Raw genomic sequence first — 20027 nt, 5'->3', positions numbered from 1 at the left:
GGAGTGCGGTATGGGGGACACCGGCGCGGCCGACGCGGCGGCGGAGGGGCTCGAGGCGTTCCGGGGGGAGCTGACCGGCTACTGCTACCGGATGCTGGGGGCGTACGCCGAGGCCGAGGACGCCGTGCAGGAGACCCTCGTGCGGGCCTGGCGCGGCATCGAGCGGTTCGAGGGCAGGTCGGCGCTGCGGTCGTGGGTGTACCGCATCGCGACCAACGTGTGCCTGGACCTTCTCGCCTCCCGCAAGCGGCGTGCGCTGCCCATGGACCTTTCCGCTCCGAGCGGGGGGAGCACTCCGCCCGCCGCTCCGTCGGACGCCGCCCTGTGGGTGGAGCCCTGCCCGAGTGACGGTCCCGAGGCGAGCGCGACGACCGGCGAGTCCGTACGGCTGGCCTTCGTCGCCGCGCTCCAGCACCTCCCGCCCAAGCAGCGGGCCACGCTGATCCTGCGGGACGTCCTGGGCTTCTCGGCCCGGGAGGTCGCCGACCTGCACGGCACCACCGTCGCCTCGGCCAACAGCGCACTGCAGCGGGCCCGGGCCACGCTCGCCGGCCACCGTGAGCGCGCCGGGGACACCGTCCTGGAGCCGGCCGACGCCATCCGCCGGGTACTGGCCGACCGGTACGCCACCGCCTTCTCCCGCTACGACATGGAGGAGCTGAACATGCTGCTCCACGTCGACGCCACCCTGTGCCTGCCGCCGTACGCGAAGTGGATGCGCGGTGTCCCCGACATCCAGGCGTGGCTGACCGGCCCTGCCGTCGGCTGCCGCGGCTCCCGCCTGATCCCGACCACGGCGAACGGCTCTCCCGCCTTCGGCCAGTACCGGCCCCGCCCGGACGGCGGCGGTTTCACCCCCTGGGCCCTCCAGGTCATCGACTTCTCCGGCGACCGGATCACCGGCATCACGGCCTTCCGCGACACCGAGCGCCTCTTCCCGCTCTTCGGCCTGCCCGAGCACCTGGGCGAGGAGGAAGGGGTCGGCGACGGCCCGCCGCCGGCTGCGGGACAGGAACGAAACCGGCCTGTACCGGTGGGCACACGGGATCTCGCCGCGCACGGCGCGTGAGGTGTCACCGGGGTGGAACCCGGGACGCCTGATGCGGGCCCGGCGGCCGGGTGCACGGGACGGAGCGGGCGGATGCCGGTCGGCCTCGCCGGGTTTCCCGGTGTGGTGCTGCCGGCCTGTCTCGTTGCCGGGCCGCACTGCGGCCGGGTGCGCTCGCCCGGAGCGGGGCGCGTTCTCACGGGGCCAGCGAGAAGTAGGGCCAGGGTGCCGCCCAGGGCCAGCACGGCGATCAGGTCGACGCCGGCGCGCCCGTGCCGCAGCGCGGCCACCACCCACCCCACCGCGGGGACGACGGCGGACACCGTGCCCAGAGCCCAGAACAGGTCCGCGAGACCGTCGGCGCCGACGAGCCGGGCGATGCCACCGGCCGCCAGTGCCGCCGCCGTGACGGCCAGGAGCACCGGTTCCCACCGGGGAGAGAGGACCGCGCCCGTCAGGCGGTGCAGCCGCCCGGTGGGGGTGAGGCTGGTGGAGTCGTCCATGGCACACCTCGTCCGGCCGTCGCGACCGCCGCCTTCGGTTCCATTCCCCTCCATCACACCGCGCCGACCGGCGTTCTTCCAGGGGACGTACGACCCTGCCGCGTGGGCCGTACGGCGGCCCGCGGGCGCCTGCCAGGTCCCCGGCCCTCTCCCACCGCGCCCGGACCGGGAGCCGGCCCCTGACCGCGCCCCGGGAGGAGAGGCTCCTTGCATCTCGATGCGTCACCGTCCAGAATGGTGACATGATGCATGCTTTCCCCGGAGGTGCCCCCGCGCTCGACTTCGCGGGAACGCTGCGCTACCGGCACCGCCCCGAGCCCCGTGAGGACCTCTCCTCGCCCGAAAGCCTCAGCGCGTGGTTCCGTGAGAGCGGGATCGCGGAGCACGAGATCCCCTGCGAGGCCACGGATCTCCGTGCGGCCCTGGCACTCCGCGAGGCCGTTCACCAGCTGGTCCTGGCGCGGATGGCCGGTGCCGCCTACGACCACGACGCGCTGGCGCTCGTGAACGCGTACGCCCGCAGGCCCACCCCCGTCCCGCAGCTCGGCGCGACAGGGCGGCATGTCGAGGCCTCCCTCGAGCAGGTGTTCGCCGCCGTCGCCCGGGACGCCGTCGCGGTGCTCGGCGGGCCGGAAGCCTCCCTGCTCAAGGAGTGCCGCAATCCCGAGTGCTCGCAGGTCTACGTCGACCGGTCCCGGGGGGCGCGGCGGGAATGGTGCGCCATGGATCCGTGCGGCAACAAGATCAAGGCCGCGGCCTATCGGGCCCGCAAGCGGATGAGCGGGCAGAGGACGGCCTGATGGCCCTCACCGGGGTCGCCCTGACGGACGCGGCCCCGGTGCCCGTGCCTCAGCGCTGGTACACACTGCTGGCATGCCCGAGGACGAGACGCGGCGTACCCCTTCGGACCCACTGCTGCGGGTGATCGACAACCTGGCGCGGTTCCACCGGGAGCACGAGGAGTACTACTCACAGGCGCCACTACGGCAGGCCGTGGAGCTCCAGGCGCGCTCTCGGGCGCTGAAGTCACTGGCCGACCGGTGGAGCGAGGCCGAGGCCGGTGAGCGGACGTCGACGATCGGATTCGCCGGCACCGAGGACCTGAACGCCCCGGGTCTCGTGGCGGAGTCGGGGATCCTCTTCATGGAAGGGGAGGACGAGCCCGCGGAACTCCGGAGACTGAAGAGGGAAGTCGGCACGATCGCCGACGACACCGAGCAGGGCGCCGCCTGGCTGGCCCGGGCGATGGAGCAGGCCTGGGAGATCGCGGGAAGCCTGGCCGCCTACCCGGCGCTGGCCGACCTGCTGGGGGAGCGGCACCGGATCATCGCCAACGACTGGCAGTCGGCGGGACTGCAGACCCTGCTCGCGCGGCTGCTGCGCCGCGCCCTCGACCTGCTGGCCCGGGTCGACTTCTCCCCGGCCGCGCTCAGGGCCGACCTGGCGGGGGAGCGCGAGGCCCCCCGCTACCTTTACGCGGCTTCCGAACTGTTGGACCGGGCGGCCGACCTGATGGCGGAGTCGGCGATGCTCGTGCACGACAACGACAGGCGCTGGCGCGTGTTCCGCGCCCGGGTCCGCGAACTGCGGTCCGAGCACGGATGAGCGGCCGTGCGGGCGGCGCCCGGGGAGAGGACGCGCCCCTCGGCGCGGCGGTCAGGCCCGTTCTCCGGCGCGGCGGTCAGCCCCGTTCTTCGACGGCCGGCGTTTCCGGGCCGCCCATGTCCAGACGGAACGGCGGGTACGCGTCCGTCATCAGCGCGGCGTAGGCAAAGACGCGCAGCACCCACCGGTCGAGGCCGATGATCAGGTCGAACAGGTCCTTCGGATACTTCTCGGTGAAGGCCAGGATCACGGCCGCGACGAGCGTCAGCACGCCGATCAGCCCGCTCGACCACCAGCCGAGGTGCGCGCCGCCGACGAGGAAGCCGATGACCAGGTAGTGCGGGATGACCAGCAGCCACCACTTCACCAGCACCAGGCCGCGGGAGAGCCGCTCGGGGTAGGCGATGTCCAGCCGGGCCGGGTAGTCCGGTTCCTCGCCCAGGCTGAACGGGGGGTACCGGTCGGTTCCCAACGCGTCGTACGAGTAGAAGGCCACCCGCCAGCTCCAGCGCAGCACCCCCAGGTTGAAGTCGAACAGGGCGCGGGGGTATCGCTCGGTGAACAGGATGGCGAAGAACGCGATCACCGTCACCACGCAGAAGGCGATCCAGAGGAAGAAGAGCACCACGTAGTGCGGAACGGCGAGGATCCACTTCACGAGCCACAGCCATCGCGACAGCGGCGCGTCGACACGGGCGTTCACCCGGACCGGGCGCTCCGGGAACGCGGCCAGGTGTGCCATGGCGATCAGCTCCTTCACTCCGGCGTGTCGGTGATTCGCCGGATTGGGCTCGTGACAAGCCTGACCGCTCCGACGCGACGCCGCGAGGGCAGTCCGGCCCCGCCCGGGGCCTGTCGGCCCGCGCGGCCGCCGCTCGCGACACCCCCGTGCCCGCCGTGTCCCGCCCCGCCGGTGGTGGTTCCGCGCCGGGGCCCGCGGTGCACCGTGGTCATCAGCTTGCGGTCCGAGTCGAAGGGGAACTCCGTCACGCGGGGCGTGGCCGCCTCCGCCGCGTCCAGGTCGACACCGGCCTTGGCCGCCGCGACCAGCAGCGCTCCCTCGGTGGTGTCGCCGAGCACCCTCCAGGGCCGCAGACCCGCCGGCGGGACCAGCCGGGCGTCGCAGCACGACCCCGCCACGCGCAGCAGCTCCCGCACGGGCGCCGGATCCTCCACCTCGCCGACGGGCGCGTAGCCCACCCCCGACACCGGGTGCGGCGAGCCGCCGGCCCACACCCTCGTGACGGTCATCTCCGCCTGCGTGAACGTGCCGGTCTTGTCGGTGCAGATCACGGTCGTCGAGCCGAGCGCCTCCACCGCGAGCAGCCGCTTGACCAGCGCGTGCCGCCAACGTGCCGGTGGGTGCCGGTCCCGTCGCGGGGACGACGACCACCTCCCCGTCCTTGGCCCGCCCGCCGCGGCGGGCGGGACCGTCCGGGCCGCGAAGGCGGGCCTGTCGTCGCGACACGGCCGGCTCTGGGCCGTGCACCAGGGCCTGTCCTCGTGACACCGCCGGCACCCCCGCGAGCGTCCGTTGCCGTCCGAGCCCGGCACGGCCGGCTCCGGGTGGGCCCGCGCCACGGTCGTCCCTGTCACCAGCCTGACGGCCGGCGGCGCCCGGCGCCACGGCACCGGGTCCGGTTCCCGGCGGGCGCGCGAGCGGCGCGCCGGCGTGGGCGCCGACCGCGGCGGGGAGAGTGCGCACGACGCCGGCCGGCGCCTTCGCGCGGTCGCCCGCCGGCCACCGGTTGCGGAGGCGGGTGCCCCCGTACTGCTCGTCGGCGACGGCTTCGGCCCGTACGGTCTCCGGGGTGTCGTCGCCGGGGCCTTCCCACAGGGCGATGTGTTCCATGAAACGGTCGGGGGCGGCGCCGTGCCAGTGCTCTTCGCCGGGCGGGCAGCCGACGGTCTCACCGGGGTGGGCATCGAGGACGGTGCCGTCGCGGACACCGGTCAGCGCGATGCCGGAGACCACGTGGAGCGTCTGGCCCACGGCGTGGGAGTGCCAGTGGGTGCGGGCGCCGGGCGCGAAGCGGACGAGGTTCGCCCGCATCCGGGACGGTTCCTGACCGGCGACGATGACGTCCCACCACACGTCTCCGGTGAACCGGTCGGCCGGCGCCTTGCCGGTGGACGGGGGCTTGACGAATTCCATGGGGTTGCCTCTCGGCGTTGCCTGCAGGTGACCGTCGGCCGTCCCGGGTGCCTACGAAGGCCTCGAGATGGCCGCCGAACCCGGTCTCACCCTCACCGTCTGCACCGCCGAGCCGGGCTCCCCCTCCGACGAGGGCCTGCGTCTCCTCGCCTCCTGGGCCGCCACGCAGGAGGCACAGGCGATCACCCGGCAGGCGGTCCGGACGGTGTCACCGGACGACGAGTGAACCGCGTCCGGCGCCCGCGCCAGGAACGGGTCTGACGGCCGCCCGTACCAGGCGTGCCGCCCGTACCAGGCACGGAGCATGACGGCCGGTGCACGCTCGGGCCTTTTCGGCGAGATCGGGGAAAGGCCCGCTCCGATGGCACCGTTCCCCTTCGTTTCCCCTCTGTCCAGTTGGCCGAACTCGCCCTGCGCGGCGAGCACTCGGCCCCATACCGACCCAGGGGGAAGAGGACCATGACCACTCCACATCGCATACCGAGACGGCTGCGACGGCTCACCGCCGCCGCGGCCGCGCTGACGGCGCTCGCGGCCGCCGTGACGGGGACCGCGACCCAGGCGGCGGCCTCGTCGAAGCCGCCCGCGAAGCCACCCGTGCCGTCCCTCGCCTGGACCGACTGCCAGGGCGGCTTCGAGTGCGCGAACGCCGACGTTCCGCTCGACTACCGTGATCCGCACGGCAGGACCATCACCCTCGCGGTGATCCGGAAGCCGGCCGCCGACCCGGCGAAGCGCAAGGGCACGCTCTTCATGCAGCCCGGCGGGCCCGGCAACTCCGGCGTGGACTTCGTGCGGAACAACCACGCGGGCCTGCCGGCCGCGCTCCGCGACTCGTTCGACGTCTTCGGCTACGACGTCCGCGGCGTCGGCCGCAGTTCACCGCTGACCTGCTTCGACGACGCGCGGTACACGCGGGCGGTCACGGAGGCCAAGGGCGTGCCCGGCCCGGACGCCTACGAGCCGGCGCTGCGTCAGGCGGCCGAGTTCGACCAGGCCTGTGTGGACAACGCGGGCGAGCTGCTCCCCCACATCGGCACCGCGTACGTCGCCCGCGACATCGACCTGCTGCGCGAGGCGCTCGGGGAAGAACGACTCACCTACTACGGGCGCTCGTTCGGGTCCTACATCGGAACCGTCTACGCCGCCCTGTTCCCCAAGCGGGTGCGGGCCCTGGCCCTCGACGGCGCGTACGACCCGGTGCACTACGCCGACCGTCCGTACGCCTACGACCGGCCGCAGTACCTGGCGCTGGACGGCGCGATGAGCCGCTTCCTGGACTGGTGCGCCGCCGACCAGGCCACCTGCGGGTTCGGCGACGGCGACCCGCGCGCGGCGTTCGAGAAGCTGAAGGCCGACCTGGACGCCGATCCCGTACCGACCGCGAACGGCGGCCTGGCGAACGGCTACACGCTGGTCTACCGCCTGATGTTCAACATCAACGAGGGCAAGGTCATCTGGCCCTCGTTCGGCGCGGCGCTGCGCAAGGCCCAACTGCGCGACAACACCTCCTTCCTGCTGCGGCCCCCGTCCCCGGCCAGCTTCGACTTCCTGGGCCCGAACGTGGCCGTCGAGTGCGTCGACCGCGACTACCCGCACGATCCGCGCCTGCTGAAGCGGAACGTCACGGCCAACGCGAAGGCGGCGCCCCTGCTCGGCCCGGCGATGGCGTACGGCCCGCCCACGTACGACCACCAGCACGCCACCGCCTGCGCCCAGTGGCCCGGCGAGCACGTCAGCCGCTACGAGGGCTCCTACCGGGCGAAGGGATCGTCGCCGATCCTCGTTCTCGGCACCACCGGCGACCCGGACACCCCGTACCAGGACGCGGTGGCGCTGTCCCGGCGGCTCGACAACGCCTCGCTGCTCACCTTCGAGGCCGAGGGGCACACCGCGTTCGGCCGCAGCGCCTGCGCGACGGACGCGGTCGTCGGCTACCTGGTGGACCTCGACGTCCCGGCCTCGGGCACGACCTGCGCGGACGAGACGCAGCCGCCGTCCTCGACGCCGAAGACGGCCCCACCCGGTACGACGCTCGGTGAACTCCGCAACGGCGTCGACGAGCGCGTGGAGCGCATCGGCACCGTGAGCTGACGCCCCCGCCCCGCCCCCCGGGGGGCCGGCCCCTCACGGCCGGGCCCCGGGGGGCCGGCGCGGTCGGCGCCGCGGGCTCGAGGGGGGCGAGCACGTGTCGCCGACCGCCCCGTCCCGTAATCTCGTTGCCGGGGCCGTCTTTTGCCGTGCGTGCCCCACAGCGAGGAGGCAAGGGTGTCCGGAAGTCGCAGGCGCATGCCGTTGCTCGCGGGCGCCGCGATCCTGGCCCTGGTCTGTGTGGCGCTCGTCGGCCGCGGTGCGCCGGACGACGACCTCTCCGGCAGGGCACTGCCCGCCCACGCCGTCCGGGACGTCGTACCGAACCGGGTCATGACGTGGAACCTCTGCAATCCCTGCGACACGGACAATGCCGACCGGGCGCTGCAGATCGCCACGTACGCGCCCCAGGTCATCGCGGTGCAGGAAGCGTGCGCGCGTGACGTCGAGAGGATCCGGGACCACCTGGAGAACCTCTACGGGCTGGTCTACCGCGTCGAGTACGGGACGGTCCTGCGCAACTGGGGCCGCTGCGGCGGAATGCCCTGGAGCCCCGGAGCCTACGGCCAGGCACTGCTCTCGGCGGCCCCGATGACCGACCGCGTCGTCGTGGAGTATCCCGACGGCGGATCGGAGGACCGCGGGTACATGGCCGTCACCACCACGGTCGGCGGCCGGTCCGTCCGGGTCTTCAACACCCACTTCGCCGAACGGCGCCAGGAAGCGGTCAGGGCGGAGCAGGCCGCGGTGCTCGCCGAGGAAGTCGCCCGCCACGACCGCGCGATCGTCCTCGGCGACTTCAACGCGGTGCCGGACGCCCCCGAACTCACCCGGATGTGGGCACTGGCCGCGGACGCGGACCCGCGGTGCCGTCCTTCGTCCACCGGCAGCTGCGCGCCGACCACCGACTGGCACAGCAAGTTCGACTACGTCTTCCTGCGCGGCATCGCCCCCCTCGCACACCGCGTGCGCCCCACCCCGTACTCGGACCACCACGTGTTCCACGCCGACCTGGGCCCGGTCTGAGGCCCGCCCGCGGAACCGGACCGGCCGTGCGGGGTGAAGGAGTCGACCAGGCGGACAGGGAGATCGCTGCCCGGCCGCGCCGGGCCGGCCTTCTCACCTCCTGAACGACTCCCGTGCCCCCCAGCCGCTGTGGAGGATCCGGAAACCCTCGGGGGCCGCGACGCGCCTCCTCGGGGACCCGTCCCGCGCGACAGCGGGCGGCAGGGGAGCTGTCCGGTGGGCCGACGGTTTCGCGTCAGATGGGAAGAGGACCGTTTCCGGCCGGGCTCCGGGCGGTGCCGCACCGCTGTCCCTTACCTCCCGTCCGGCGGGGTACCGCCGGTCCGCGGGGGCGGTCCGCCGCCGTGGCCAGGGAGCCGAGGACGGTGACGGGGCGCGTGTCGGCCCGCCGTCCGGACCTCCGGGCGTCGGTCCCCGTCGGCGGCCGGAGAACGTCTCCGCCGTTTTCGACGGCGCGAGCAGCGGCTTCGCGCGCCCTTTCGCGCGCCGGAAGCGGCGGATTGCATCCGATGCGCCGTCCCCGTCCTCCTGTGCGGTGTTCTCCCCTGACGAAACAGGGCACATGGCCCTGGTGCGTGAGCAGCCCGGCCGGAGGCCTGGCGAAACAGCCGCTGACAGGGGTGGGGGAGATGGTCCGTATCCGCGTGGTGCACGACGAGGAATTACTGCGTTCGGCGTTGGTGGAACTGCTGAGATCCGACGACACGTTGGAGGTCTCGGCCACGTCCCCCCACGCCGACGTCGGCGATGACGAGGTGCTGCCGACGGACGTGTGCGTCGTGGACGGGGAGTGCCTGCAGGGGCCGGGGGAGGGGCACGACGCGCCGTTCCGGGCGCGGCGAGGGGAGCCGCTCGTCGTCCTGGCGACACCCAGGCGTCCGGGCGTCCTGCGCCGGGCGTTCGACGCCGGCGCACTCGGTCTGGTCGACAAGAACGCCCCGGCCGAGCGGCTGATCACGGCGGTGCACACCGTGGCCAAGGGGGAGCGCTTCCTCGACGCGGCCCTCACCGTGGCCCTGCTCGAAGGCGCGGTCATGCCCCTGACCGCCCGTGAGCTGAGCGTGCTGTCCCTGGCGGCCGAGGGGACGCCGATGGCCGAGATAGCGGCCCGTCTGCACCTGTCCAGGGGAACCGTCCGCAACTACATGGCCACGGCGATCCGCAAGGTCGGCGCCCGCAACCGGGTCGACGCGATACGCATAGTCCAGAACGCCGGCTGGACCTGAGGAACCGTGCGGTGCCCCACCCGCGCCCGCCCGTCGTCCCGCGTTCAGGCCTCCCGGTCGGGACCGCCGTTCCAGTGGCCCGTCAGGTCGCGGTAGAGAGCCGAACGGGCCAGCACCTCCTCGTGCCTGCCGCACACCGCCGCCACGCCGTCCAGCACCAGCACCCGGTCGGCGCGGACGGCCGACGACAGGCGGTGCGCCACCACCAGCAGCGTCCCCGGCCGCCGCGCGAGAGCCTCCTCCGCCCGGGCCTCGGACGCGGGGTCCAGATGGCAGGTGGCCTCGTCGAGCAGCAGCAGGGGCGCGGGTGACAGGTACGCGCGCGCCAGCGCGACCGACTGCCGTTCGGCCGGGGAGAGTTCACCGGGCCGCACGGCGCCGTCGAGCCCGCCCAGACGATCGACCAGCGACCGCAGGCCGAGGGCCCGGACGGCCGCGTCGAGATCCGTCCGGCCCGCGTCCGGACGCAGATACGCGAGGTTGTCGCCCACGGTGCCGGAGAAGACGTACGCCTCCTGGGGCACCAGCGTGCGCAGTGCGGCGAGTTCGAGTGCGGCGCGCCCGCTCACCCGGCGTCCGGCCACCCGCACCTCACCGCCGCTGGGCGCGAGCGTCCCCGCGACCAGGCGGGTGAGCGTCGACTTGCCGATGCCGCTCGGTCCGACGACGGCGAGGTGCTCACCCGGCGCGACGCGCAGGTCCAGCGAGTCGAGGACCGGCTCGGCACGGACGCCGTAGGACAGGGTCACGGACCGCAGCTCCACCGCCGCGGCCGGCCCGCCGTCCGCGGAGGGCCGCGAGCGCGCGTGACGGCCGTGGCGGTAGGGCGCCGGGGCGGTGGTGGCGGCACCGGCGACGGCCGGGGGCGGCTCCGCAGGGGGCGCCGGGCCCGGCCGCGTACGGTCCGCGGCGGTCGGTGACGGGGCGGGACCGGCGATCCGGTCCAGGACGACCAGCAGCCGGGAACCCGCCGCGCCGAGCGCGGTCATCAGGGTGTGCAGGGCGGGCAGCAGCGACTGGACGAGATAGGTGAACGCGCCCAGCAGCGCGCCCGCCGTCACCCCTCGGCCGCGCAGCCACGGCACCGCCACCAGCAACGCCAGGACGGGCAGCTGGCCCGCGATGCCGAGCGCCGCCGTGCGCACCGCCGCCCAGGCGGCCAGGACACGGGACGCGGCGGCGGCATCGGCGACCAGGTCCGCGCCGCGCCGTGCCGCCTCGGGGCCCGTCCCGCAGGCCGTCAGATCGCGCAGCGCCGCCCGGGCACGGGCCGCGTGGTCGCCCAGCGCCTCGTCGGCCGCCAGGGCGCGCCGTTGGGCCGCGGCCATGGGCCGCAGCGTGGCCAGGAACAGGGCCAGGCCGCCGATCAGCGGCGGCAGGACCACCACGACCAGGGCCGGGTGCAGGGACAGCAGCCCGAGGAGCGCTCCGGCGGCGGTGAAGAGGAACGAACGCAGGGTCAGGACCAGGCCGGCGAAGCTGTCCCGGGCGATCTCGACCTGGTTCGTCAGCCGGGAGACGGCCGCCCGGTCGGCCCCGCCGGGCGCGTCCGGAGCCCGGTCCATGGCCCGGTCGACGGCACGCCTGACCAGGCCGTCGCGCAGCGGCTCCGTGAGCCCGGCCAACTGGGCGAAGACACCCCGGATCACCGGAGCGCCGAACAGCACCGCGACCAGCGCGACCGCGAGCCACAGCAGCCCCTTGCGGGTGTCACCGGCGAGGAACCCCTGGTCGACGGAGTGGGCGACGCCGTAGCCCACCAGGAAGGCCTGCCCCGCCTCCGCCAGTGACCAGAGCGCGAGCCGCGCGAGGACTCCTCTGCGGCGGGCGAGGAAACGACGGGCCTGGGGCGTGATCCGGCGCAGGGCCCCGGCCCCGTCGCCCGCGTGGTGGGCCCGGCCGTCGCCGCGGCGGCTCACGGCCGCGCCTCTTCGGGTTCGGGCAGCCGCTCTTCGGGTTCGGGCAGCCGCGCGGCCCCCGCGCCGGGCGCGGGGGCCTTGCCGGTGCCGGCGCCGCTGCCGCCGGTGCTGTCGTTCCGCTCGTTGCCGCCGCCGTCGGCGCGGTCTGCGCCGCCGATGCCGAAGACCGCCCGGTAGTCGGCCTCGCGCCACAGGTCGCGGTGCGACGCTACCGCCCGCACCCTTCCGTCCTCCAGCCAGATCACCAGGTCCGCCCGGCCGGCGACCGACGGGCGGTGCGCGACGACCAGCCGGGTCCCGGGCCGCGGCGACCGGCGCAGCGCCCGGTCCACCTCGTGCTCCGTGGCGGTGTCCAGGCTGGACGTCGCGTCGTCCATGATCAGCAGCCGTCCGGCGTGCGCGAACGCCCGTGCCAGCCCGAGGCGTTGGTGCTCGCCGCCCGACAGCGGCGCAGCGGGCAGCGGGGTGTCGTAACCGTGCGGCAGCCGGCGTACGAAGCCGTCGGCGCCGGCGGCCCGGGCGGCCTGCCGTACCTGCTCGCGGGAGACGGTGCGCGGCCCGGCGGCCACCGCATCGGCGACCGTGCCCTCTCCCAGCGCCGGCCGCTCGAAGGCGTAGGAGACCTCGGTGCGCAACGCCTCGCGGCTCAGCCGGTCGAGGCGGACGCCGTCCAGCAGCACCTGTCCCTCGTCGGGGTCGATCAGCCGCCCCGCCACGGCCGCCAGCACGGACTTCCCCGCTCCGCCGCGGCCGACCACCGCGGCGGTGGTGCCGCCCGGTATCCGCACGCCGTCGGCGCGCAGCACCTGCCTGCCGTCGCGCACCACGCGCACACCGCGCAGTTCGAGAGCGCCCCGGCCCTCCGGCGGCAAGGTGCGCGTCCCGTGGGCCAGCGCGGGCAGCCGTTCCAGTTCCAGGGTCCGGTCCCGTGCCCGGCGGCCCCGTACGACCGCGCCCAGCAGGGACGCGGCACCGCCGACGCCGGCCGTCAGCTGCGCGTACCGGCAGGCGGCGAGCAGGTCGCCCACGCTCAGGGCGCCCGACGCGAGGCGCAGGCCCCCGACGGCCGTGGCGGCCAGGACCAGCAGCGGCACCAGGACGCCGCTCCTGCCCAGCGCCCGTCCGTGCAGTGCCCACATGCGCCGGCCCAGGGCCGCGAGTTCCCCCAACGGCGCGAGCACCCGCTCGCGTTCACGGGCGCCGGTCCCCGCTGCGGCGATCGTCGCCGCGCCCTCCAGTGCCTCCAGCAGCCGGGACGCGATCTGTGACTGGGCGCGCTGGTAGGCGGCCACCGACGCACCGGTGTCGCGGGCGAACGACCGCAGCACCAGCGCCAGGGCGGGCAGCCCGGCCAGCACGCACGCCGCCACCCACACGTCGACGACGGCGAGCGCGGCGAGCGCGCCCACCGGTGTGACCAGCGAGGCCGCCAGCGCCGCGCGGGCCGCCGGGGCACCGCCCGCGTCGGCGGCGTTGAGGGTCAGACGGGTGCCGACATCCCCCGGGGTGTGGCTTCGCGCGCGGTCCGGTACGGCGCCCAGCAGCCCGGCGAAGGCGCGCGAACGGACGGCAGCCGTCCAGTCGGCGTTGCAGCGGACGGTGAACAGCGAGGTGAGGCCGTCCAGCAGCATCTCGCCGACGAGCAGCGCGGCGCTGAGCGTCAGCCAGTGTCCCGCGTCACCGTCGCGCAGCAGAAGATCGAGGGTGCGGCCGAGCACGAAGGGCTGGGCCACCGCCGCCACCGCCGCCCCGACCGAGGAGAGCAGCACCAGCAGTTCGGGCGTACGGCCCGGCTCGCTGCCGTCGGCTCCGTCACGCTCCGTGGGCACCTGCCGTGCCCGTGGCCCGGTCGTCACCACCACCGCACGAACCCCTTCCCCTCCGTCCCCCTGCCGGGACACCGCTCGCGCACGCGACGGGGCGCGTGGCGGAGGTGCCCGTGCGCGCGGGCACCGGTGCCCCGGGCGGGAACCCGGGGCACCGGTGCCGAGCGGCGTCGCTCACCGCGTCGCCGCGGCGGTCGGCTCGGGCGTCAGTTACAGGTCGTGACGCTGAGGCTGCTGTCGCCGCAGAGCAGCAGGCTCGCGCGGCTGCCGGTCTCGACGTCCCCCATGGCCTCTTCCTTGGGGGTCTCCAGCGACTGCAGGTCGAACAGGTTCATGACATCTTCCCTTCGTGTGGCAACGGGTGCTGCTCTTTCATCACGACCCCTGACAGGGCCGAGTCCGGGGCCGCCGGCCGGTGAGGCGGCGGCGGGGGGAGGAACGGCAGGGCGGCGGGCCGGTCGCCGTGGACGGAGGCGACAGCCAGCAGGCATCCGGCCGTTCCGGTGGAGAGGTCCATGGACAGGCGCATCATCTGCTCGCCGGGGAAGGCGAGGTGGCCGCGGTAGGACATGGCGTGCCAGGTCAGCGCGTCGAGCTGGCGCCGCAGGGCCTCGGGCCCGGTGCCGGGAGTCGTGCCGGCGGTCGTGGCGCCGGCCGTCGCGGCGGCGGTGCGGCCGAGGTACAGCACCATCCCGGACACGCCCCGGTAGAGGCCCGGCTGGGCGTAGAACATGGCCTGTGCGGCGGCCACGATCTCGTTCCTCGCCCGCGCGAACTCCTCGTCGTCCCGGTGCGCCAGGTAGTCGTCGAGCACCATGCCTATGCCCACACTGCCCGCGCCCAGGTACGGCATGGTGCGCCACCCCTCGTCGACCTGCAGCGCGCCGCCCGCGCCCCGGACGCAACGCGCCAGGTCCCGGCGCAGCGCGTCGCCCGCCAGGTCGAGCAGCGCGCGGTCCCCGGTGCGTTCGTAGAGCCGTAGGAAGAGCAGTGCGCCGCCCGCCGCGCCGTGCAGCAGGCCCGCGCGCGGCCGCACGGAGCTCCCGCTCCCGGCCGGTGTGCCGCGGGCGGTCAGGTCGGCGCAGCGCAGGGCCGCGGCGTGCAGTGCGGCCTCGCCGGTGGCGGCGGCCAGGGAGTCCAGGGCGAGGCCCAGTCCGGCGGTGCCGCTGTGCAGGTCCGGGGTCAGATGGTCGAAATGCTGGTCGAGGAGCAGGTCGGTGAGGTCGAGGGCACGGTCGCGATGGCCGAGGTACTCCAGCGTCCAGGCGATCCCGGCGAGCCCGTCGTGGAAACCGGGCGGCATGCCGGACGGCGGTTGCTTGGTCCGCTCCAGCAGCCACTGTTCGCCGTCCTCGCTGCGCCGCGCGCCGCTCTCGGCGAGGGCGTACAGCACCCCCGCCGCGCCGTGGCCGAAGGCCAGCCCGCCGCCCGCCGTGGCGAACTGCGCGATGTCGCCGGGGAAGAGACGGTCCGTGCGGGACGGTGACGCGGACGCGTGGATCGCCGCGGCCATGGACTCCCGGCTGCGCGGCCAGTCGCCCGGCCGGACCGGCACGAACGGCTCGGCCGCAGCCCCGGCGGCGGACCGCACCGCGCCGGCCGCGGGCGCGCCGACGGCGTCGGCCGTGATCTCCTCGACCGCCGCGTCCAGGAAGGCGCGGTCCACCGGGAACTGGTCCGCCACCACGTCGGCGAGATGCGCCGCCTTGCGCCGGTCCAGCGCGAGCAGACTGGTGAGCGGCAGGAACAGCGCAAGCCGCAGACAGGCCAGCGCGTACCGGTCCACGGCCACGCCCCGCCGGTCGGAGGGCGCCACGAACGCCGGGTTCGCGACGGTCTGCCGACCGGCTTCGTCCACCTGGTGCGCCGCCTCGAAGTCCAGCAGGGCGACGCTGCCGTCCTCCCGGAGCATGATGTTGAACAGGTGCAGGTCGTTGAAGACCACGCCCCGCGCGTGGACGTCCTCGACGGCCCGTTCCACCCGGGCGTGGACATCGAGCGCCCAGGCGGTGTACTCGGCCAGCCGCTCCGCGCCGGGGTCGGCCTCGATGAGCGGATGGCGGCGGGCGAAGAACGTGTTGAGCGGCTTGCCGTCGATGTACTCCAGCACGAGGAAGTGGTGGTCCCCGACGTTGAGGTGATCGAGCACCTCGGGCGTGCAGTCCAGACCCGACAGACTCTCCAGCGCCCGGCGTTCGCGGTGCAGCCGGGTCACGGCGTCGGCGCCGTCGGCTGCCAGCCCGGCGTGCGGACGGGCCTCCTTGAGGACGACCCGCTCACCGGTGCGGGTGTCACGGGCCAGGTAGACACCGCCGCCGTTGGAGAAGTGCAGCGCCGACTCGATGGCGTAGGGGAGGTCGGCGACGGTCACCGCGGAGCGGGCGTCCAGGTGCGGGCGCAGGAAGGCGGGCGGGCTCACCCAGTCCGGCACCCGGAAGACGGGACCGCGCAGGTCGGGGACCAGCTCTCCGTCGGGACCGGTCACGGCGGGCCGCAACTCGCCGTTCGCGTCGTAGCAGTTGCGGCGGGTGAAACCGCCGTAGCGGACGTGCACGGGGCCGTCGCCGAGCCGCAGGTCACTGAGGATGTGCGGCCCGGCCTCGCCGGCCAGCAGGGTCGAGAGCTCGCCCGCGAGCTGTTCGAACCGGGCCTCGTCCGCCGGGTACACGGTGATGAACTTGCCGCTGCCGGCCCGGTCGGCGTACTTGGCGTTGCGCTGGTGCAGCAGGTAGCGGCTGGGGACGAACTTGAAGGCCGTGCCGCCGGCGACGCAGTGCCGCCACACGCGTTCCAGCACGGACTCGGCGTTGTCGAGGCAGGCGGACACATGGATCTTCCAGCCCTGGTCGGGCAGGGCGGCGTCGACCGGGCGCAGGGCGAGCCAGTCCCCGCTCTCGTTGCGCTGCCATCCCGCCGGGACGGGCAACGAGGCCGCGGCGTACCGGGAACGCCCGGAGCCGGTACGGGGGACCGTGCGGTACGGAGCGTCGTAGAAGTGCGGGTCCGCGTCGCAGTACACGGCGTAGCCCTTGTTCACGCCTTCTCCCTCCCACCGATCGCTGACAGGGCAAGACGCTGTCACGTGGCGCGGGGGCCCGCACAGTTGCCGCTGTCATCAATCCGACGTGCGGAACGCACGGGTAACTTCGGTGGGGAAGGGAGCCGAGGGGAGGAGTGGGCGCCAGGTCCGCCGGCCGGAGGGAACGCCGCGTGCCGTGGCCCGGACCGCGGGCGGAGCGCTCCGGGCCGGGAGCCGCCGGTGTCGGCCGTGGCGGCCCGCGCCGCCGCCCTCTCTTCCGTCAGGTCTCCCGTCGGCTTCCGGTTCGCGGGACGGACATGCCCGGACGCCGGGTCCCGCCCTCGTCGAGAACCATGATGTTGAGCCAGGCCCTGTTGTTGCTGTAGAGACGCATCGACATGATGACCAGGCTCCCCGAGCCCCAGCCCTCGAGGTGGATCGGATGGCAGGGCTGCGTCACCTCGAAGGTGTGCGCGGAGTCGCGGTACAGCGCGTTCGCCCGGGGGTCGGCCAGTACGTCCTCCTCGATCTCCCTCAGGCAGCGGTTGTTCGGATGCCGGGCCAGCGAGTAGCGCAACCGTGCGGCGGCCGTCCGCGCCCACCCGGTCTCCCAGTCCAGCAGCTGGACGTCCCGTGCCCGTTCGTCCAGCAGTTGCCAGCGCAGCAGGTTGAAGCCGTCCGGCGTCGCCGGGTTCCGCTCCGGGCCGCCGACGGCGTCGTGGAAGGCCTCGAAACGCCGGTTGTGGGCGATGACGTTCCACGCCACGTCCGTGACGGCCACCGGATGGGGCGAGACGTCGTCCAGGAGGCCGAGCCAGGGCATGTCCTCGCGGACGTCCTGGGCGGTCTCCTCCCGGGGCGTGCCCGCGGGCCGGTCCGGAGGGTCCTGGCCCAGGGCGTAGAGGTAGAGCGCGGCCCGTTCGTGTTCACTCATGTGCAGGACACGGGCCACGTCCTCGAGCAGGTCGGGGTGCGGGGCGCTGACCCCGCCCCTTTCGAACTGGCCGTACCACCGCTCCGTGCGGAAGAGCAGCTGGGCCACCTGCGCCTGGGACAGGCCGACCGCCTTGCGCCCTCTGCCGCCGCGGTGGGTCAGTCCCACGTCCGCCGGATCGATCTGCGTCCTGCGGTACCGGAGCAGTGACGTCAGTTCACCTCGTGCCATGTCAACCCTCGTCTGTGTGCCTGTCGGCCGTGATGTCCAGCTGTACTCGGGGTCCGTCAGACGGTGTCCTGGCGCCGGACCCGCGGGGCGGCGGGCGCACCGCTCAGGTCCAGGACACCGGCGAGCTCGGACAGACGGGCGAGTTGTTCCGCCTCGCTCCACAGGCCGGTGGTCGGCTGGGGGGTCGAGCCGTCCCAGAAGTCGTGCGGTTGCCAGTCCGACCGGTCCTTGAGGGTCGCGTACGTACCGTTCGGGCCCTGCTGGGTGACCGCTCCCCGATGGGGGTGCTGCTCGGGGCGGGTGGGGTCCTGGAGCGGTTCCGCGGTCGCCATGGTCGCCGCGACCAGCGCCTGCGCGGCGTGCCGCCAGGTGAAGCTCTTGAGGATGTCGTACAGCTGCCCCGCCTCCCCGCGGGCCGCGGGCAACCGGTCGCGCAGGGTCGTGATGGCCGCGGCCCAGGCCTGAGCGCGCTGGTCCGTTCCGCCCTCGACCTCCGTGCCCTTCTGCGAGTCGATGGTGAACGGGGCGTCGACGGTCATGCCCGCGCCCCGGCTGCTCACCTGCTGGAGGAACTCGGCCGCGCCGCTCTCCCCGTTGACCAGGACGGGGATGCTGCGGCCGGCGGCCTCGGTGGCCACGAGGCCGAAGCCCTCGTGCAACGAGGGCATGATCAGCGCGTGTGTGGTCTCGCGGTCGTGCTCCAGGTCCGCCGGGTTGGTGCTGAAGGGCAGCATGGTGACGCCGCCCGCCCCGTGGGTGTTGATGATGGACGTCCACTGGGCGTGTTCCGCCGGGTTCTTCTCCGGGTGCGGTCCGCCGCGGATGGTGAGGCGGACGTCGAGGCCCTGGCCGCCCTGCGCACGCGGACGGCGCAGGATCCCGATCGCCCGGACGGCCGCGTCGACCCCCTTGATCTCGTCCGTCGCCCGCCCCGGCAGCAGCAGCTTGAGCTTCCTCGGCAGGTGCAGGAGGTACTTGGTCTTGTTGAGCAGCGACGGATCGACCGGTGTGCCGATCTCGGTCCCCGGTACGAACCCGTGCAGGGCCGGGATCCTGAGGACCTGCTCCGAGAGGCGCTCCGCCTCCCTGGCGAGCAGCGGCCCCACACCGGCCACCAGGTCGGCCTTGTGCATCAGCCTGCGTTCGGTGGTGGCCTTCCGCGCGCCCTTGTCCGGCTGGTGCTTGATCTTGTCGAGCCGTACCGGGCTGGTGTGCAGGAAGTGCACCACACGTGCCTTGGGATACCAGGCGTCGCGGATCTTCTGCGCGGCGGGTCCGGAGAAGCGGGAGTGGCCGATGACGATGTCGAAGGCGTCCTCGGCGGTGGGCAGGCCGTGTTGGCCGGGTGAGCCGCCGGCCACGACGTCGAGACGGTCCCTGCCCTCCTCCACCCCGGGGACACTGGCGTTGATGATGGTGGCGCCGCCGTGCTGGGCGGCCATCTTGGCGGCGTCGTAGTCACCGTGGTTGTCGACGGTCAGCAGGGTGACGTCGTGGTCGTGGTGGAGCCCCTTGACCAGTTCCATGTTGAAGACCGGGACGCCGCCGAGCCCGAGCCCGCTCTCGTCGCAGACCACCAGGACGTTGCGGCGGACCGCCTGGGCGGGCTCGTTCTCCCGGTCGCCGTCGAGCGGGACGCGCTGCGCGGTGAGCGGCGCCGCGCTGCCGCGCTGCGCCGTGACGCCGTGGTGGGCGTGCCCGTCACCGGCGTGGTGCTGGGGGGCGGCCGGTGCGTCGGCCAGGCGTTCGTTGGCGCTCGCCGCTCGCTCGAAGGGGTCCCGCGGGTCGGAGACGCGGACGCCGTCGCCCCGGTCCGTTCCGGAGACGGGCCCTCTGCGCTGCTGGGAAACGTGGGTCAGCTCGTGGTACAGGGTCCGGTCGTCGATGCTGCCGGTTCCGGAGACGATGTTGTCGCCCACGGTGTAGGCGTGTGCCTCGACGCTGCGGGCGGACCGCTGCGCCACCGCGTCGGTGTGGACACGGACGTCGGAGAAGTCCTCCTGGAAGACGGATTCGGCCTTCTTGCGCCGGGTGTCGTCGAGCCGGCTGCCGCTGCGGGAGATCACCTCCGCGATTCCCGCCTGCACGCCCTTCAGCGGATCCGCGGCCGGCTCCGCCCCCGCCCCCGGTTCGTGGAGGTGGCCCGACCGGCGAAGCATCTGCACCACGGCCGCGTTGCCGGCACTCTGCTGCAACCCGGCCAGCCCGCCCGTGGGTGAGGGACCCGTGGGTGCGGGGGCGGTGCGCCGGTGCGGTCGTCCGGCGCCCGTCTCCCTCTGTTCATCGCCGGTTCGGCGGTTGCCGCTCATCGCTTACCTCGGTGTCGTCTGTCCGTGGGACGGCCAGCCTAGATTCGAAACCTTGCGGCCATCGCGTCAAAGCGGGCAGCGTTCGGGGCAGTCCGGGCAGCGGTAGGGGCACTTTGGTACCGGCGGGCCCGGGTG

15 protein-coding genes and 2 pseudogenes are annotated in these 20027 nt (G+C 74.2%); 7 read left to right on the top strand and 10 right to left on the bottom strand.

The genetic code is table 11. The annotated features are described in order from the left end of the window. Window positions 1-10 precede the first annotated feature (10 nt). On the top strand, window positions 11-1069 hold the full coding sequence (locus ACGFQC_RS18345; RefSeq protein ID WP_363090533.1) for a sigma-70 family RNA polymerase sigma factor: 1059 nt from the start codon (window positions 11-13) through the stop codon (window positions 1067-1069). Window positions 1070-1263: 194 nt separating this feature from the next. Here the strand turns inward: ACGFQC_RS18345 and ACGFQC_RS18340 are convergent. Then, a pseudogene (locus ACGFQC_RS18340) lies at window positions 1264-1551 on the bottom strand (heavy metal translocating P-type ATPase); the annotation flags it as partial. A gap of 242 nt (window positions 1552-1793) precedes the next feature. Here ACGFQC_RS18340 and ACGFQC_RS18335 point away from each other — a divergent pair. Together ACGFQC_RS18335 and ACGFQC_RS18330 are read left to right on the top strand one after the other, a co-directional pair. Continuing rightward, entirely contained in the window at window positions 1794-2351 is a 558-nt protein-coding gene (locus ACGFQC_RS18335) for an ABATE domain-containing protein (RefSeq protein ID WP_363090534.1), read from the top strand. A gap of 73 nt (window positions 2352-2424) precedes the next feature. Further along, window positions 2425-3156: a hypothetical protein gene (locus tag ACGFQC_RS18330; protein ID WP_363090535.1), complete on the top strand. Its 732-nt coding sequence runs from the start codon at window positions 2425-2427 to the stop codon at window positions 3154-3156. Between the two features lie 76 nt (window positions 3157-3232). Here ACGFQC_RS18330 and ACGFQC_RS18325 read toward each other — a convergent pair whose 3' ends face one another. The 3 genes and pseudogenes from ACGFQC_RS18325 to ACGFQC_RS18315 form a co-directional block, all read right to left on the bottom strand. Then, complete coding sequence (locus ACGFQC_RS18325) at window positions 3233-3898, bottom strand: DUF4389 domain-containing protein (RefSeq protein ID WP_363090626.1); 666 nt, start codon at window positions 3896-3898, stop codon at window positions 3233-3235. Window positions 3899-3912: 14 nt separating this feature from the next. Next, complete coding sequence (locus tag ACGFQC_RS18320) at window positions 3913-4473, bottom strand: hypothetical protein (protein ID WP_393288417.1); 561 nt, start codon at window positions 4471-4473, stop codon at window positions 3913-3915. 430 nt (window positions 4474-4903) lie between these two features. Beyond that, window positions 4904-5311 (bottom strand): annotated as a pseudogene (locus ACGFQC_RS18315) (cupin domain-containing protein); the annotation flags it as partial. Between the two features lie 67 nt (window positions 5312-5378). On the opposite strand from ACGFQC_RS18315, the gene ACGFQC_RS18310 reads away from it, so the two are divergent. The 4 genes from ACGFQC_RS18310 (at window position 5379) to ACGFQC_RS18295 (ending at window position 9654) form a co-directional block, all read left to right on the top strand. Beyond that, entirely contained in the window at window positions 5379-5537 is a 159-nt protein-coding gene (locus ACGFQC_RS18310; protein ID WP_393288363.1) for a hypothetical protein, read from the top strand. A gap of 233 nt (window positions 5538-5770) precedes the next feature. After that, the gene (locus tag ACGFQC_RS18305; protein ID WP_363090536.1) at window positions 5771-7405 is read left to right on the top strand and encodes an alpha/beta hydrolase; all 1635 of its coding nucleotides are present in this window, start codon (window positions 5771-5773) and stop codon (window positions 7403-7405) included. 195 nt (window positions 7406-7600) lie between these two features. Next, window positions 7601-8428, top strand: a complete 828-nt coding sequence (locus ACGFQC_RS18300) for an endonuclease/exonuclease/phosphatase family protein (RefSeq protein WP_363090628.1) — start codon at window positions 7601-7603, stop codon at window positions 8426-8428. A gap of 629 nt (window positions 8429-9057) precedes the next feature. After that, window positions 9058-9654, top strand: a complete 597-nt coding sequence (locus tag ACGFQC_RS18295; protein ID WP_363090537.1) for a response regulator transcription factor — start codon at window positions 9058-9060, stop codon at window positions 9652-9654. A gap of 44 nt (window positions 9655-9698) precedes the next feature. On the opposite strand, the gene ACGFQC_RS18290 is transcribed toward ACGFQC_RS18295, so the two are convergent. The 6 genes from ACGFQC_RS18290 to ACGFQC_RS18265 form a co-directional block, all read right to left on the bottom strand. Beyond that, on the bottom strand, window positions 9699-11573 hold the full coding sequence (locus tag ACGFQC_RS18290; protein ID WP_363090538.1) for an ABC transporter ATP-binding protein: 1875 nt from the start codon (window positions 11571-11573) through the stop codon (window positions 9699-9701). Further along, the gene (locus ACGFQC_RS18285; protein ID WP_393288416.1) at window positions 11570-13432 is read right to left on the bottom strand and encodes an ABC transporter ATP-binding protein; all 1863 of its coding nucleotides are present in this window, start codon (window positions 13430-13432) and stop codon (window positions 11570-11572) included. The genes ACGFQC_RS18290 and ACGFQC_RS18285 overlap by 4 nt, the downstream gene beginning before the upstream one ends. Window positions 13433-13605: 173 nt before the next feature. Further along, window positions 13606-13734 carry a SapB/AmfS family lanthipeptide gene (locus ACGFQC_RS18280; RefSeq protein WP_016827684.1) on the bottom strand — a complete coding sequence of 43 codons (129 nt, stop codon included), beginning with the start codon at window positions 13732-13734 and terminating at the stop codon, window positions 13606-13608. Beyond that, a complete protein-coding gene (gene lanKC, locus ACGFQC_RS18275) occupies window positions 13731-16436 on the bottom strand; it encodes a class III lanthionine synthetase LanKC (protein WP_363090540.1) in 2706 nt (901 codons plus the stop codon). The genes ACGFQC_RS18280 and lanKC overlap by 4 nt, the downstream gene beginning before the upstream one ends. Before the next feature lie 262 nt (window positions 16437-16698). Further along, window positions 16699-17583 (bottom strand): helix-turn-helix domain-containing protein, encoded by an 885-nt coding sequence (locus ACGFQC_RS18270; protein WP_363090541.1) that lies wholly within the window; start codon window positions 17581-17583, stop codon window positions 16699-16701. 56 nt (window positions 17584-17639) lie between these two features. Further along, window positions 17640-19778, bottom strand: a complete 2139-nt coding sequence (locus ACGFQC_RS18265) for a DUF4157 domain-containing protein (protein ID WP_363090542.1) — start codon at window positions 19776-19778, stop codon at window positions 17640-17642. Window positions 19779-20027 lie beyond the last annotated feature (249 nt).

Origin of the sequence: Streptomyces sp. NPDC048734 (assembly GCF_043198675.1) — a bacterium.
Classification (GTDB): domain Bacteria; phylum Actinomycetota; class Actinomycetes; order Streptomycetales; family Streptomycetaceae; genus Streptomyces.
This window is presented reverse-complemented; position numbering and strand designations above follow the sequence as displayed.

Excerpts from the sequence above, each read along its gene's own strand:
- ACGFQC_RS18345 (WP_363090533.1), top strand. The coding sequence starts at position 11 with ATGGGGGACACCGGCGCGGCCGACGCGGCGGCGGAGGGGCTCGAGGCG.
- ACGFQC_RS18335 (WP_363090534.1), top strand. The coding sequence starts at position 1,794 with ATGATGCATGCTTTCCCCGGAGGTGCCCCCGCGCTCGACTTCGCGGGA.
- ACGFQC_RS18330 (WP_363090535.1), top strand. The coding sequence starts at position 2,425 with ATGCCCGAGGACGAGACGCGGCGTACCCCTTCGGACCCACTGCTGCGG.
- ACGFQC_RS18325 (WP_363090626.1), bottom strand. The coding sequence starts at position 3,898 with ATGGCACACCTGGCCGCGTTCCCGGAGCGCCCGGTCCGGGTGAACGCC.
- ACGFQC_RS18310 (WP_393288363.1), top strand. The coding sequence starts at position 5,379 with ATGGCCGCCGAACCCGGTCTCACCCTCACCGTCTGCACCGCCGAGCCG.
- ACGFQC_RS18305 (WP_363090536.1), top strand. The coding sequence starts at position 5,771 with ATGACCACTCCACATCGCATACCGAGACGGCTGCGACGGCTCACCGCC.
- ACGFQC_RS18300 (WP_363090628.1), top strand. The coding sequence starts at position 7,601 with ATGCCGTTGCTCGCGGGCGCCGCGATCCTGGCCCTGGTCTGTGTGGCG.
- ACGFQC_RS18295 (WP_363090537.1), top strand. The coding sequence starts at position 9,058 with ATGGTCCGTATCCGCGTGGTGCACGACGAGGAATTACTGCGTTCGGCG.
- ACGFQC_RS18280 (WP_016827684.1), bottom strand. The coding sequence starts at position 13,734 with ATGAACCTGTTCGACCTGCAGTCGCTGGAGACCCCCAAGGAAGAGGCC.
- ACGFQC_RS18270 (WP_363090541.1), bottom strand. The coding sequence starts at position 17,583 with ATGGCACGAGGTGAACTGACGTCACTGCTCCGGTACCGCAGGACGCAG.